Source organism: Candidatus Dependentiae bacterium, from assembly GCA_018266175.1.
GTDB lineage: Bacteria > Babelota > Babeliae > Babelales > RVW-14 > JAFEAY01.
The window spans coordinates 445,988-461,102 of the sequence record JAFEAY010000003.1 but is presented as its reverse complement, the minus strand read 5'-3'; the positions used below and the strand labels follow the sequence as shown (position 1 = coordinate 461,102).

At 38.8% G+C, this 15,115-nt stretch carries 12 protein-coding genes; 5 read left to right on the top strand and 7 right to left on the bottom strand.

Annotation, left to right across the window (positions count from 1 at the left end; genetic code table 11):
* From JST56_02000 to JST56_01990, 3 genes are all read left to right on the top strand, one after another.
* Window positions 1-812, top strand: an 812-nt coding sequence (locus tag JST56_02000; protein MBS1987743.1) for a hypothetical protein, incomplete at its 5' end; no start/stop codon positions are given.
* Between the two features lies 1 nt (window position 813).
* A complete protein-coding gene (locus JST56_01995; protein MBS1987742.1) occupies window positions 814-1,248 on the top strand; it encodes a hypothetical protein in 435 nt (144 codons plus the stop codon).
* Between the two features lie 29 nt (window positions 1,249-1,277).
* On the top strand, window positions 1,278-1,685 hold the full coding sequence (locus JST56_01990) for a hypothetical protein (GenBank protein MBS1987741.1): 408 nt from the start codon (window positions 1,278-1,280) through the stop codon (window positions 1,683-1,685).
* Between the two features lie 79 nt (window positions 1,686-1,764).
* On the opposite strand, the gene JST56_01985 is transcribed toward JST56_01990, so the two are convergent.
* From JST56_01985 to JST56_01970, 4 genes are all read right to left on the bottom strand, one after another.
* Window positions 1,765-2,391: a hypothetical protein gene (locus JST56_01985; protein MBS1987740.1), complete on the bottom strand. Its 627-nt coding sequence runs from the start codon at window positions 2,389-2,391 to the stop codon at window positions 1,765-1,767.
* A gap of 153 nt (window positions 2,392-2,544) precedes the next feature.
* On the bottom strand, window positions 2,545-2,952 hold the full coding sequence (locus tag JST56_01980; protein ID MBS1987739.1) for a hypothetical protein: 408 nt from the start codon (window positions 2,950-2,952) through the stop codon (window positions 2,545-2,547).
* Window positions 2,953-3,115: 163 nt separating this feature from the next.
* Window positions 3,116-3,715 (bottom strand): hypothetical protein, encoded by a 600-nt coding sequence (locus tag JST56_01975; protein MBS1987738.1) that lies wholly within the window; start codon window positions 3,713-3,715, stop codon window positions 3,116-3,118.
* 88 nt (window positions 3,716-3,803) lie between these two features.
* The gene (locus JST56_01970) at window positions 3,804-4,514 is read right to left on the bottom strand and encodes an aspartate/glutamate racemase family protein (protein ID MBS1987737.1); all 711 of its coding nucleotides are present in this window, start codon (window positions 4,512-4,514) and stop codon (window positions 3,804-3,806) included.
* 533 nt (window positions 4,515-5,047) lie between these two features.
* Here JST56_01970 and JST56_01965 point away from each other — a divergent pair.
* Complete coding sequence (locus tag JST56_01965; GenBank protein ID MBS1987736.1) at window positions 5,048-6,490, top strand: glycoside hydrolase family 1 protein; 1,443 nt, start codon at window positions 5,048-5,050, stop codon at window positions 6,488-6,490.
* Here JST56_01965 and JST56_01960 read toward each other — a convergent pair.
* The 3 genes from JST56_01960 to JST56_01950 all read right to left on the bottom strand — a co-directional run bounded on the left by JST56_01960 (window position 6,451) and on the right by JST56_01950 (window position 14,160).
* Window positions 6,451-7,071, bottom strand: a complete 621-nt coding sequence (locus tag JST56_01960; protein MBS1987735.1) for an ankyrin repeat domain-containing protein — start codon at window positions 7,069-7,071, stop codon at window positions 6,451-6,453. The genes JST56_01965 and JST56_01960 overlap by 40 nt on opposite strands.
* Before the next feature lie 170 nt (window positions 7,072-7,241).
* A complete protein-coding gene (locus JST56_01955; protein MBS1987734.1) occupies window positions 7,242-8,696 on the bottom strand; it encodes a DEAD/DEAH box helicase in 1,455 nt (484 codons plus the stop codon).
* 238 nt (window positions 8,697-8,934) lie between these two features.
* Window positions 8,935-14,160, bottom strand: a complete 5,226-nt coding sequence (locus tag JST56_01950; protein MBS1987733.1) for a hypothetical protein — start codon at window positions 14,158-14,160, stop codon at window positions 8,935-8,937.
* Window positions 14,161-14,314: 154 nt separating this feature from the next.
* On the opposite strand from JST56_01950, the gene JST56_01945 reads away from it, so the two are divergent.
* Window positions 14,315-15,112 (top strand): hypothetical protein, encoded by a 798-nt coding sequence (locus JST56_01945; GenBank protein MBS1987732.1) that lies wholly within the window; start codon window positions 14,315-14,317, stop codon window positions 15,110-15,112.
* The last annotated feature ends 3 nt before the right edge of the window (window positions 15,113-15,115 follow it).

Below are 15,115 nucleotides of genomic sequence, written 5' to 3'. Positions count from 1 at the left end.
TACGAGTTGAAGAAGTCGAAGGCGTCTACACGATTACAACTGAGCAAGGAGTAATACAGGCATCTGGCGATCAACTTTTTTATGAAATAGTTTCTCAAAAGTTTATCCGAGCAGAAGAGCTCAAAGCTGGCGACTTTTTTCTGACAAAAAATAGTGAAGCATTACCGTGCATAAGTGTTGAGTGTAAAAGAGCTTTAACCAAAGTGTATGATCTTACCCTGGAAGAGCCTCATCTCTTTTTTTCATCTGAAGCACAGGTGTTAACACACAATACTCCAATACTTATTCTTACCATTCCGCCGCTAGCTCCGGTAGCCGTTGTGGCTCTTGTTTTTATTGGAGCAATTGCATTAGATTCTTATGTTGAGAAATTCAAGCATTCTTCAAATAGAAGAGATCGAATGGATGTTGGAAGCCAAAAGCAAAATAATCAACATTATGATATTCCATCTGGGGGCGGGCAGACGCCTGATCCAAATGATCCAAAGAAGAAAAAGGATGAGGCGCAAGTAGAAGAAAAACCAATTTCTCTTAAGCCAGAGGAGGAGGCACATATTGATAATTTTGATGTACATAAAAAAAAGCATTTTATTGAAGGTAGCGCTGGATCTGACCATAAATGGGAAAGGCTTGTTCCTGATAAAAATTGGGATAGTATAAAAAAAATAGCAAAAGATGTTTTGAAATCAGGTGAGGATAAACCATACAAAAATGTTAGATATAAAACAAAAGTAATAAATGGGGAAACCGTAGAAATAACTTACAATGAAGTTAATGGAATTAAGAAAATTAGTAATGGATGGGTAAAGTAGTATGGAAAAAATAATTGAAGAACTAATAATTAAAGGAGATTTTTTTGAAGCAAAAAAATCTTTAGATAGTATTGATCAAGAACAATTACGCATTATTCTTCTGAATTTAGGAGATGATAATAATATTTGTGCGTATTCATTTATTTGCTTTTTGATATTGGATTGCAAAACTATCGAATATCATTCTTTGGCATCAGAAATCTTAATTCACTGTTTCCCGCATTTGGGTGGTTATGCAGCTGCATTATATCATGTTAGAAGATATCTTCAGCTATGTCCTGATGATGTTGATATGTTAGAAATGCTTTTGTTTTTTCATAATGTTCCTGAAAAACTTGTAAGTAGAGAAGAAGCAATACAAGTCGCCGGTGAAATTCTTAAAAAAAATCCTGATAGTAGCCATGCGAAGGCGATATTCTCAGAAGAAAAATTGTAAGAGGCTATCTGCATGAAAGGTAGAGGAACATGCGCGAAAAATGGACAAAATGGGAACCCCTTCAAGGTTTAATGGCTCAATATTACATCGATCTAATGAGCGATAATGAAGAAGGAGTAAGAATCGTGCTTTCAGAAGATGAAGGGCGAACAAAGAAAGTTCAGGTGACATTTCAAACGTTTGTTGCAGCTCATCGATGTACAGATGAGAGTTTTAGCACTGGCCTTTTGATGAGACTTGAAGAACTGTATGGATCAACTTTTTATCGAGAGTGGGCATTTTTTAAGGTTGATAATTCTAACTATATTAAGTGGTTAACCATGGAATCAGATGGTGTTTTTAATTCGAAAGGGTACTCACATTTTTGCATTTTTGGTGTTGACTCGGTAGTAGATATTATTGCAATGGGCGACCCTGTCGTTGAATTTATCGAATAAAGTTGAAGTGAATTGCTGAACAGAGATCATTAGAGACAGTAGTTGACTCTGAAAGAATAGTTTTTAATCTCATGCTCGATTACCAAAGAGCACAAGCCTGTTCTAAAAGGGTCATCTCTTGATGGATGTATTCAAGAGCATATGGAATAAAATCGGTAGCGTATTGTGGAAAGTGCCCAATGGCATTGAGAGCGATAAAAACTGGGTTTTTTGTACTTGCGACATAGTTTACACCGCTATCAATTATTTGAGCAGCTTGAAATCCTGTTGATGCTGCGGTCAACATTCCTGGAAAGAACAATTTTAATAATATGTACCAGGTGATAACATTAATGATTAAGGCTTCGCTTTTGTCATAGACTTTTCCACCAATATGTAAAGTTCCTGCAGTCATTTTTTCAAGCAGATAGCTTGGACTTATAAGATTTTTAAATGCAAATCTGGTGGATTCTTTTTTAGACCCTTTATTAAGTTTTTCAGAAAGTTCTACAAGCTTTTCAAGTGCTTGTATCTGAAGTTGATGTTCTGCAACATTGATCTGTGTTGAAATTACATCTGACTTATTAAGTTGCTTTGAACGAGCAATAAGGTTTTCAAGTGCTATTTGTTGATCAAGAAAATTTTTGTCTGGCTTTGATTCAGCATCAGGATTGACTGATGCGGTCATGGCAATGAGTGAAAAAACAAGAGTATAAAATGTTTTCATAGTGTCCCCTAAAATTATTTCCTCCCACAGAAATAGTTACATAATGATTGTATCATGACCTGTTTGGAAACAAAAATGGGGTATCAATAGAAAAAAGGGGAAGCTGAAAACTTCAAACTTCCTCTTTGATTAACGTGCTTATTTGTAAAATTTTTATTTCATTCCAAGGGCCCACTTGCCAAGTCGAACAGGAAGATACATTCCTGCGCGCGTAACTTGAGCAATCGGAGTCCATTTTTTCATAATGGCAGCAATTGCAACTGTTTCTGCAAGGTACATTGCTTGAACTGATGGAGGGTAAGAGAGCCCAGTTGTATCATTTGCAATAGCGCATGCCATAAGGAGGCTTGATGCTCCAAGTGCAATTGCCCAATCTGTCAGGTTGGATGTTGTGTTGGCTGGAACTGCTTGAACAGGAGCAACTGCAACTGCATTGACCTGAGCTATTGGTTGATCAGAAGCAGATGGGACAGGAAGATCCATGCTCAACGCTTGTTCAGAAATAATACTTGTTACTAGTGCAAAAATAAGGGCTGATTTTGAGATATTTAAGAATTTCATAACGTTATAACCTCCTATACGTTACTTTTTTACTTATTTACATACTAAATCCAGAATATCAATAATTGCCAAATTGTCAAATTCATTATATTCTGGTATAAAAATAGCCAAACCGAGTACTTTATATACCCAGTCTGGCTTAGGTTCTTAACGAATTATTCGCTTAAGGGGCTAAGAGGATTTCTTCAAGCCGATCAAACCATTCAGGTAGTCCGTCAGTTAATACATCTTCAAGCCATTTTAATGGATTTAAGGGTTGATTTACAGAAAGCTTTTTTTGATAGTTTGCGTGAATATTTCGAATGTATCCTTTAACTTGCCAGAATGAGGAATCAAAAAAATTAAAAGAAACTCGCGTGTCAATTTTCCCCCAGAATTCTTCAGTAAGGTTCTTATATTTTTTATCAATGAACAAAAGCTGGCGATCTTTATCGGTAAAAAGAATTGCTTTTGCTTCTTTGAGCTTGGCTTTAGCTTTTGTCACCAACTCGTTATGACGGGTGCACAAGGTTTTTTTAAGCTCAAGTTCAAGATCTGCTTGTTTGAATTGAAGCTGAATGTACGCAAGCTCATCAATCATCTGTTGGATCTTAAGCATCTTTTCAGGATTCAATGCATGCTCACCGGTGTAGGTATACCAATCGGTATTTGTTTTGCGCAGTGGAGTATTCTTCCATGGCTTATCAGCCATAGCTTGAACTGAGTGATTACTGAGCAACAATGAGCCTGTAACAAAGAGTGAAAAAATAAGCTTCTTGAGCATATAAAACCTTTCAGGAGAGGGTGAATTTTTAAGCCTGGCACAACATATCACGTTGCATTATTCGGTGCAAGATAAACCTATCTAATTTTTAAATAAAGCTTGCTTGAACAACCGTTTGTGCAAGCAAGCGGGTTGTATCAATGAGCGTTACATTGGAAAATCGTTTTTGTAAAAATTGTACAACAGGTTCGTAAATGAGCGATAGTTCAGTACATCCAAGAACAAGGCCATCAAATAAACTTTTTTGATACAAATCTTCTATAATTGTGCAAAAAGTATCTATTTCATAATCAGATACAGTGCCTGCAAGAATGTTGTTGATAACTTGAGTAAGTTTTGTTTGTTCGTTTGTGTACATAATAGAATTCGCCCCGCATCGTTTTTGGTATAACCCTAAAGCGATCGTTGTTTCAGTTGAAAAAACAGCAATTTTTTTTAATTTTTGTTGCTTCATATATTGAGCAATAACGTTATCGACTTCTATCAATATTTTAATATTTGTTGTGATGTCACTAAGAAATGTGTGTAAGGTGTTGCAGGCAATAACTGCAATATCAATTTTTTGTTGTTCAAGGCGATTAAAACATTCTTGGAGCTCATTAATGAGCAATGCTTTGTTTTGTTGCACGTCTTCCATGCACAGCATATTGCTAAAGGGATAATTAATAATAACTATTTCAGGAAAGTCTTGATCGTTTTGACAACTATATGACTTCTGGCATATACGAATAATTTCTTGGTATAAAAGGCAGCTTGCCATGGGGCCAGCGCCTCCAATAATTCCAATCTTTTTTTTCATGATGTTACTCATTTCTATTTAAAAAGTATTAATTTTTTTTCGAGTCACAAAAAGCGTGATATCAGCTTTTGTGCTGACGCTTTGGTCAATAAAAAAATTACGATTAAAGCTATAAAATAAACGCACAGACAGCACAAACTGATACACAGTTTTATCTGTTTGAAGTTACATAAATCGCAGTCCTAAGACCGAGAATTAATGAGATGGATGGTATGGATGATGGTGGAAGGAAATGGTTGCCTTGAGCATTGAAAAGCTCATAGGAATAGGTGCAGATAATGACCTGCTTGAAGGAGAGGTGGGTTGAGCTGTATTAAACAACATGCTCATGAAAAACTCCTTATCATAAGGATTAAACTACTTTGGCAACATATTTTAATCTTACCAAAATTATATTTGATTGCAAGATATTTTCTGTTTGATTATAAAAACCTGTTTTTATTAGGTGTGTTTAGCCTGCATGTGATGGACAAAGGAGATAGATTTTGAGAGCCTTGAGCCAACAAATGTATTAACAGTTCAGGAGAGTATGTATGTTTTTAAAAAATAATCGAAGATGCTTATTAACGTTACTTTTCTTGGTGTTCTCATTTATTTGGGTAACGCCTCATGCTCAATTGAAAGAGCTCAAGAAGCTCCCCAACTTGATGGGCGTTGCTTGGGCAGAATTTCAAAATTCAGGTGATACCCTAAAAGATTGCCAATGGAATGCATGGCAAAATTTTAAGCGTGAAGGGAGTCCTACTATTCATGGTGAACAGATGTCTGGTAAGGCATGTGATCACTGGAATCGTTACGCTGAAGATATCAAGCTAGTTAAAGATCTGGGCTTCAACGCTTGTCGCTTCTCGCTTGACTGGAGCATGATCGAACCGGAGCAGGGGCAATTTAACCAAGCAGCACTTGATCATTATCATGCAGAAATTGATGAGATGCTTAAGCACAATATTACTCCTATGGTGACGATGCATCACTTTGTGCATCCACAATGGTTCGAAGAGCTTGGAGCTTTTGAAAAGCTTGAAAATATTACAATTTTTCAGAGCTTTTGTGTAAAAATTTTTCAAGAATTCAACGGCAAAGTAAAGCTGTGGTGTACGATTAATGAGCCAGCTCCTTTTATATTTCAAGGTTACATCAACAAAGCTTTTCCTCCTGGAATTTGTGATTTACAAAAAGCGGGTGAAGTATTGCGCAACATGCTCATCGCACATGTGCAGGTCTATCGAACGCTTAAAGCGATGCCTGGTGGGCAGCAAGCGCACATTGGTTTGGTGCACCAGTACTTAACTTTTGAGCCCTATAACACTTGGAATATCATTGAAGCAGCCCCAACCTTTTTTCTCAATTACGTTTTCAATGATGTCATTTTAAACTTCTTAAAAACCGGTGAATTTTCTTTTAAAATTCCGTGGTTGGTGCCGGTTGTTGCGAATGTTTCAGTAACCGATGATGTGCATATTTTGTTTTCAAAGCTTGAATTAGACCGACAACCATACTTTGATTTTATTGGCTTAAATTTTTACTCACGCGTAGTCATTCAGCAATTGGCTTGGAACGTTTTGAGTGAAGGTGCTGTGGTGCCGTCATGCAAGGATGGTGAAGTAATGACTGATATGCCGTACCCAATGTATGCACAGGGTCTTTATGAAGCAATTTGTAACGTAGCACAATTTGGTGTGCCCATTTACATTACCGAAAATGGCATTGCCGACGCCAAAGACGATCGACGAGAAATCTTTTTTAGAGATTATTTAAGTGCATTATCAAAAGCGCTTGAAGATGGGTACGATGTACGCGGTTGGTTTTATTGGTCGCTCATGGATAACTTTGAATGGAACGATGGCTTTACCCCACGCTTTGGTTTGTATCATGTTGATTTTGACACGCAGGCACGCACGCTGAGGCCAAGTGTTGCGTGGTTGCAATCACTGCTTCAGCAGAGGCGTGAGATTAGAGAGATATCTGCTCCGTAGTAGAGCAGTTGCGCTACCACATCATCATGACCGTAAAGCATCGCTATGTGCAAGGCTGTTCGTTCTCTATTGTTTCGTGCATTAACCAGAGCGCCAGCATTACATAAGGTCTTTATGATTTCAGGATTGGGATTTTGAGCTGATGCTGCAAAGTGGAGTGGAGTGTTGCCCATATTGTTGCTCACATTGATCCAATTATCCCAACCATTATTGACGCTCGTGAGTGCCTGTACAATCTTAAGATTTCCCCGCATAACAGCAATATGTCCTGGCGTGTAGCCATCGTTATCTTGAAGAAAAGATTCTGTTTTTATAATGGTGCTTGCGCCATGTTCAAGAAGCTCCCTTATGATGTGCTCATGGTTATTTACTATTGCCCAGTGGAGAGGAGTTAAGCCTTTGCTGTCCTGAATATTGATATTGATATCTGCATTGCTCAGTAATTCTATGACTTGCTCCAGATCTCCGCGCTGAGAAGCTCGTAATAGACTATCAGATTGTTGTTCAGATTCTTGCATAGCTTGTGCATGGAAAAAAGATACAAGTACTATACTTAAAAAGATGGTTTTCAATGAAATCATTCTCTCCTCCGTCAAAATAATTCAAAAATTATTATTTAAGATAATGAAGAGAGGAATTGGGTTTCAATATTTGCAAAAGAAATATGCAAACTTTTTAAAATAAAAAAGCGCCACCGGAAAATATTCCCGATGGCGCTTTAACTTTTTAGTAATTCATAATCTATGAATTATTAGTTTCTGTCATATCGGCTGTGGCTATTGCTTGCATTATCGCGTCGAAATGATGGACGACGGCGATCATACGATGAAGAATAAGATCGTGATCGTCCGCGACCTGATTCATAATAATCGGATGATGAGCTACGGCTTGTGTCACTCTTGATATCGCTGGTGCTTACTTTTTTTGTACGAAGGTGTAGTAATGCGGCCGCAATTTCATCATATGCAATTTGATGATCTTCATGAAGTTGTTGTACAACTTTTTTCAACACATCAAGATTGTTGTTGGTACGAACCTCTTGAATCTTTGAGAAGATTCTTTGAGCTTGTGCTTTTTCAATATCTTGCGCTGTTGGCAATGGAAGTTGTTTGATTGGTGCTGATGTATAGCGTTGAATAAATCTCAACAATGAAACATCGCGTCCAGAGACCAAGCTAATTGCTTTACCCAATTTTCCAGCTCGTCCAGTTCGACCGATACGGTGAACATAAGACTCTTTATCATTTGGAAGATCAAAGTTAAATACAACATCAATATCTGATACGTCAATGCCACGAGCTGCAACGTCGGTTGCAACGAGGATTTTAACTTGTTTGTTACGGAATTTTTCCATAACACGGTTACGTTTGCTTTGGTTCATATCGCCATGCAAACCATCAGCCAAATGACCACGCGCTTGCAATGCATCAATAACATCTTCTACTTTGCGTTTGGTGTTGCAAAACACGATAGCAAGTGTAGGATCGTACATTGTTACCAAGACTGAAAGCAGTGCTGGTTTTGATGAAGAATCAACGTGGAAGTAGCACTCTTCAATAGTATTTGAGGTAATGGTTGAGGCGGTGATGGTGACCATCTTTGGGTCGTTTTGGAATTTCTGTGCAAGTTGTTTAATTCTTGTGGACATTGTTGCGGAGAAAAGAACCGTTTGGCGAGTCTCAGGTGTTTCGCTGATGATTGCCTCGATATCATCAAGGAAGCCCATGTCCAGCATTTCGTCTGCTTCATCAAGTACAAGTGTATTTACATTATCAAGGTGCAATGAGCCACGGTTAATATGATCAAGAAGTCTGCCTGGTGTTCCAACAACAATGTGAGCACCTTTACGAAGTTGCATCATTTGTCGTTCGATTGGATCGCCGCCATAAATAGCAACAATATTCAATCGTTTGAATTGACCAAGTTTTTGAATTTGATCACATACTTGTAATGCAAGCTCACGTGTTGGGCACATGATTAATGCTTGAGTATTACGCTCTGCAGAATTAATTTTTTCGATAATAGGAAGCGCAAATGCTGCAGTTTTACCTGTTCCTGTTTTAGCTTGACCAATCATGTCAACGCCGGTGAGCATCACAGGGATAGCTTCAGCTTGAATAGGAGTTGGTTCTGTGTAGCCCATTGAGGTGAGCGCTTGAAGTGTTTCTTGTGATAACAATAGAGATTCGAAGGTACATTTATTCATGGTAACCCTTTAGTTAATAATTGTGATGGATACATAACGTTGTATGTTCGTTAGTACTGTTCATCATCACATTTATTAAATGGCATCCGGTCAATGAATGTGATCCCTCATGAGACGTAAAAGTCATCAGAAATATATATGACAATACTACTATATACGTAACTTCTTAATTATATAGTATCGTTTCTATTTGTCAAGAATTAAGATAAAAAAAGTTTTTATTGACGACATGGTCGATCTAGTCGTGCTTTTCAGAGAATAAATCCTTTAATTTAAGAGCCCAAGCTTCAAATAATCCATGACCAATTGCATATGCCCCCCAGCTGTTGGCACACGCGTCAAAATGGACCAAATTGCCCTGTGCATCATAGCCGTGGGTATGGGTGCCGCATCCAGAGATTTGATGAGTGTCATGATCAAGCTTTTCATGTCTTCGAGCATGCTCTAATTCATGAAGGAGTGTTGGAGCGTTACCAATTGTTGGTGCATAAAGCTTCTTGAAAGCCGATGATTCAATGATGGGAGCAATCGACATTTTTTGTGGATCATAAACGATGAGTGCGTGTATGAGTTTGAGTTGTTCGTCAACATTAATTGAATCGGAGTTGAGTAAAATAGCCTTATCTTGATAGACATAACATCCTGCAACCTGAGAGGAAAGGATTGATGAAAGTGAGCAGGAAATTTCTGGACGAGGTGTTCCAAGTGCAATGAAATATTCTTGACAGAAAAGAGTCCATGCTTCTTTTAAGAGTTTGAGATGTGCTTCGGGAATAGTCGTTCTTTTTATCGGTTGTGGATCAACTTTTTTTATAATTATTTGAGGACGGACTAATTTTTGTCGAGCCAGTTTATCTTTTTCGAGCTGCGTTTGACGCTCTTTTTCGGCAGCTGCAACAAGCGGTGCGAAAAGTTTATGATTAAAGAGTAGGTTGATTGCATAGCAGCGATCAATTTCAGAATTGCCCGTACCTGTTTTTCTTTTAACCCAGCCCATTGCAATTTTTTCGATAAATTGTTTGCCGATTGAGGGGATAGCGTGTTTGTTGGATGATGTAATTTCATTAAAGCATTCTTCGATTACTTTATCGCTAATCGCATGAAACGCATTAGAAAGACGCTTTGTATTAAGGGTTAAATGGATATTGAAATCATTTTTCAAGGATTCAAGTGATTCTTCAGCTGGTGTGTTGATATCGATTGACTCAATTCGTTGGATAAGAGCTTCTCTGCATTCCTCTAAATACGACTCGCCAAGTTTTGTATGAAATTTTCGATGAGTATACGATGTTTTCTTGCAGACCGAATCAATCAAGTCATAAAAGCTGGAAAGTTTATACCCGCTGAGCATGAGTGGCTTATAGAAATCAAAAAAGAACTCTTTGGATAAAAAATTCGATTGCTTACTCAACGTAACAAATTTTTCAAAAGCTTCTTGGAAATTTTTATTATCATTGGCATTAAGTTCGAGCTGTAGCATGCTTTTGTTACTTAAAAAATGTGTAAAATTTCTTGATAAAAAAGTATAAAAAGCTTTTGGTGTTTCAATTTCTGTTACAGCCTGTTGTACGCCATCAATAAAGAAGAGCTCAAAGAGGACTCTGCACAACGCTTGCCTGTTTTCTTCGCTTAATTGCAAATGAGTTCGACTTTGGACCGGTTGGTAAAAGCCTGGTGCAAGATCAACAATGTAACCTTGCTGAAGCTCCTTGCAAAAATTTTTAGGTAAGAGATTGAGCTCTTGTATGGTGCTGCTCAGTGGCCTAAATGGTATTCCTGCCGTGGTGATATAACTTGGTTTTGATGGAGCATGATGCTTGAAGAGTTTGCATATCGTTTCATGCTTCACCGTATGTTCATAAAGAAGTTTAATATTATCTGGCTGGTTGAGTGCTTGCTCTCCGTTGAGTGTAATTGTAAATGGCTTGCCATTATCGAGTTGAGCATTGCAGCTTCCAATTGCATTACGTAAAAAATCGAGCGTACTTGCAAGCGTCATTTCAGTGTAGGTGTGTTCAGTTTCTTGAAAAGAAACGGTGATTGATGTTCCAAAAAACTGCGGTGCAGTGGATGCAATATGGTTTGAAACATCGTGCCAAGTGAGCTGTAAATCTTCAACTAAATTTGTTGATGAATTTCGAATTGGAGTGATGGTCAGCAGAAAGCAGCGTGTAGGTTCTTTTGTTGTGCGCGTGAGAATATGAACCGTTTGTGCATCCTGATAGAGTTTAAATGATCCATTACCCATCTGTCCAACAAATCCCTGAGCCGAGGTTTTACTACTCAAGTCTGGAAGTATGAAGTCTGTCAGTAATTCTTTTAAGCTGGGAAATCCTGCATAGTCTTGCAGCGTGAGCACAATTGACGATGCATCTGGCGATGTACTGCGCATCCAGCCCAGTGAGATATCAATATGCGCGCGAGCTTGAGTATTGTTTGTTGTAAAGAGCGATGCGGAGGCTTGATAAAGACTTTTTGTTGCATCAATTGAATTTTGGATACATTCGATCAATGTTCCTTCAAGAGGATCTTTTTCACTTCCAGCTTCAATATTTTGACTAATTTTTCCCAGTTGAGTTCCCGTTGTTTGTGCAACACGAATTTTTAGTTGTTCAGTCCGATTATTGATCAAGTCATCAATAAGTCCAGCACCAACGCAATGCGCGCTGACGAGTTGTGATAGAAGTAGGGGTTTGCTATTTGGTTTATTAAGTTGAGAAATTGAAGAGAGCGCAGGAGGAAGGGATGATTTTAATTCTGGTAATTCTGTCTGCTGGTTAACCAATGATCGTAAAAGTCTGTGCAGTGCAGAGCATGAAGGCTCTTGTTCCATGCATACTGTCAGCATGCTTTTGGCTTGAGTAAAATCGATTTCCCATGTTGCTTGATAAAATTTTTCCAAAAGTTCATGATCAATCTTTTCTTGTACGTAATGTTTGAGTGCCTGGTTTATTGCGATCAAACCGCGTGTACAGCAGAGCTGCTTGAGTCCATCGTGTGACATGGTGTTGAGCGCTAAGCCAATAAAGATCAATTCTTCAAGTGAGCGAGCATGGTTAACTATTGTTGTCAAAAGCTTGATCATCATAGGCGATGAGCGATGAGCTTTTGCTATTGCTGCAAGGATTGCAACCGGTGTTCCAAGGCACATGCCAGGAACGTACAGGGTGCCAGCGGCAAGCTTTTTGTTGCGCATCAGTAAATCTGTTTTACGAGCAAAATCGAGTCGCTGAAATTGTAGCAACTTAGAAATTATTTTTTTACCATCAGGGTCAGCTTCAAACTTTTCAAGCAGCCAGACCATTGCCGCTCCCCACGCGGTAAAGGTGCCATTGTGATGTGTGAATAGTGTTGGTTGCTCCCCATAGATGAAGGAAATGTCAGCGTTGTTGATGGTGAAATAGGCGTTACTGCAACCAAGGTACGATTGCTTGAGACTTGCGAGTTTTTCTTTGGTTTTAGTCGAAATTTTTTCTGATTGATTGGTCAATATTTCAAAAACATTAAAGCCTCGAATGTTTTCGTGCAAGCATTCTTTGAGCGTGGGAGCAAGCTTGCTCAGTGGGCGTGTTATGGTATTGACCCATGCGCTGTCACGTGCGCTTGACGCTTTGAGTTGTTCTTCATCTATACCAATCGTGATGCAATCTTTTTTCCAATTTGGATCACTTGATTGGATTTCTTTAAACGCCAATAATTTGCTTTTTGCCTGAGTTCCAGGTCGGAGCTTTTGTGTTGGCAGGGCTGTTAAAAGTCGGTTAGTCAGCGCAGTGTGTGAGCCTGCTTGGGTGATAAAATTTTCAGGAACAAAAAGGCATGTTCGCAGTCCAAGCATAGAGGGTTCTTTTAAAAATTTATCAGAAACAAAAAATACATGCATCCCTTGAATAAGCGAGCACGTGAAGCCCTTGTGCTTTATTTCATAATGGTGAGATTTCTGGTCTTGACTGAGTTGTTGCTCATAGCTTTTAATTAAAAATTCTTCAAAGGGTTCGTAGTTGTGGTAGACCAGTGCTGGGTTGATGGCGATCGTGCGTGCAGAACTTTGTGGCAGCAGCGACGTAACAAACTGTGGAGTTATGCAGAGTGGCACGGCAAAGCATGTTTTGCTTTCAGATAAAAGTCGGTCAAGTTCATGTTGTAGAAATGAGGTAAATCTGCCATTCAGGTGCGAGGCGGCAGACTCTGTTTCCCAAGTAGTTATTCCTAGGTGCAGTGCTTCAAGCAGGCTTACATCTTCGTAATATGATTGTACAAGTACTTTAATGGTGTTGGTAATGATGCTTTGCAGATAGGCTTCTTCTAAGCTGGAGCCATCTGGCTTGATGAGTAACTCATTGCGTGCAAGCGTTAGTTGGGTGCCTTGGGGCATGTGCACAATCAAGTCACATACTTTGCCTGCGGGGTTAATAATTTTTTTAGGCAAATATTTATCAATAACAATAACGCCATTGATTGCAATAAAAAAGTGGGATACATCATCGATGGTTACACCCTTTTGTTCGATTAAGCAGGGTAGTTGAGTTTGTATACTGGGTAAAACATTTTGTGAACCAGTTGGCTTTTTACTTGAGCTACTGGGAATAAGGAGCTGATTAAGTGCCGTCTGAAGCGGGATTCCAACTCCTTGATCGGAGATACTGAGTTGCGTTGGGCTCAACTCAACGCGAACGGTGCTGCCTCCGTTGCGTGCGCTGGACTGGTTAATAGTCTCTTGCCCTTTATCTCTTCTCCAGTTCAACGAAAGAATAATAGGTGTGTGTGGATAGCAGCGAAGATACATGGTGTAGTTAAGTAGCCTTGATAGCGTGGAGATAGAAAAGGATCCTTGGTTTGGTGTAATGGTGATGGTCGTTCCGGAAGAAGCTTTTTTTGGTACTGGCTTGCCAGTAAATGTTACCATAATGTCGTTTGAGTTTTGCTCTTCAGCAAGTCTGCTTATTGCGCATCGGTGTTTGAGTAGCATGGCATAGCGTTGTAATTTGTTGCCTATTTTGTACGTTGTATCAATAGTTATTGATGTTCCTTGCGTATCAAGAAAGCTCAGGAGTTTGAGTATTGAGAAAAAACCCATGCCAAATTTTCCAACCGACTTGTCAGGTGTAACGGATGCGTCGCAGGCATTGACTACAATTTCAAGAAAGGAGCGCAGTTCATCATGAAAGATATGGCCAACAGCGTTTTGAATCCATTTTTGTGCAAGTGCCTGACGAATTGGATTTGGAGCAGGTTTTATTCCATTACTTTGATTAATCAATGCTTGAGCAAAACTGTCATATCCATTGGTTGCAAGAAATGACTCAAGGATAGTATTAACGGGAAGCGTGATGCTTTCACCATTCAGAATACGGCTTTCAAGAGTAAGCGATGGCGTCGCTGCTGGTGCTGCTTGCAACGATAAAGCTGTGACGAAAAACAATGAAATTATGTAAGAAAAAATTATGCAGTTCTTTTTATAGTTCATTGATGGTTGCCATCGCTTTATTTGTGTTGATAAGATTAGGCAATTCTACTTGTTCTTGAGAAAGAGTCAAAAGTGATGCTTGATCAGGTTTTGTGGCTCTGCTAAACTTCGCCCCAAATAATAAAAACTTATTACTTACATCAAGGATAAGCACATGTTACGGGGTATAGCGTTTATAGCGTTTTGTTTTTTTATGCTTTCAGCTCAGGGCCAGTGTTACTTTTGCACTGAAGAGCTGATTTCTTGCGATCCTACGAAACTTTTAAAAAAATTAGACGAAGAAAAACTTTTAAAAAAGCTTAGAAAAACATACCCAAGTTTGCATAAAAAAGTAGTAAAGCTTATTGAGCAGGGTAATTTAGAAGAGGGCTTAAAAGAGCTGCAGCCTTTGTTACCCTACGCCAACTCTCATTTACAGAATAATAATATCGTGCTTGCTCAAGCAGATGACAAACAGGTTCTTGAGGTTGTGCAAAAACTGCTGAATCACTTGGTTATTCGCGAGTTACCCTGTTGTCTTAAAAATGAATCGCAATCGCATCGTAGTTGCTTGGTAAAAGCTTTGATGGAAAGTAATAAGCGTTGTTGGAAGTGTAAACATGAGTTGTCAGAAGCCGATTTGGAGAAGCTTGCATTTCTTTTGCAATCGTATTCTTGTAAAAGCTTGACCTGTAAATGGATTGCTGATTGCGCAGCTCTGAACAAGCGGGCGTTTGAATTTGTTCTTGATAGAGCGTATCCGATTCTTCTTGGTGGATTTATTTCAATTGTTATTGTTCTTGTCTTAACGACAACCACACTTGTACCCACTTCATGGGTACCATGGGCATTAATGGCTTTGGTGCTCAGTGATCTTTTTGGTATCTGTTGTCTCTGTCTTATTTGTAGTGACTCTTTTATTTGTTCTGGTGTACATTGTGTGCAATGCGAAGATCCAGATATGTTGGTTTAGTTT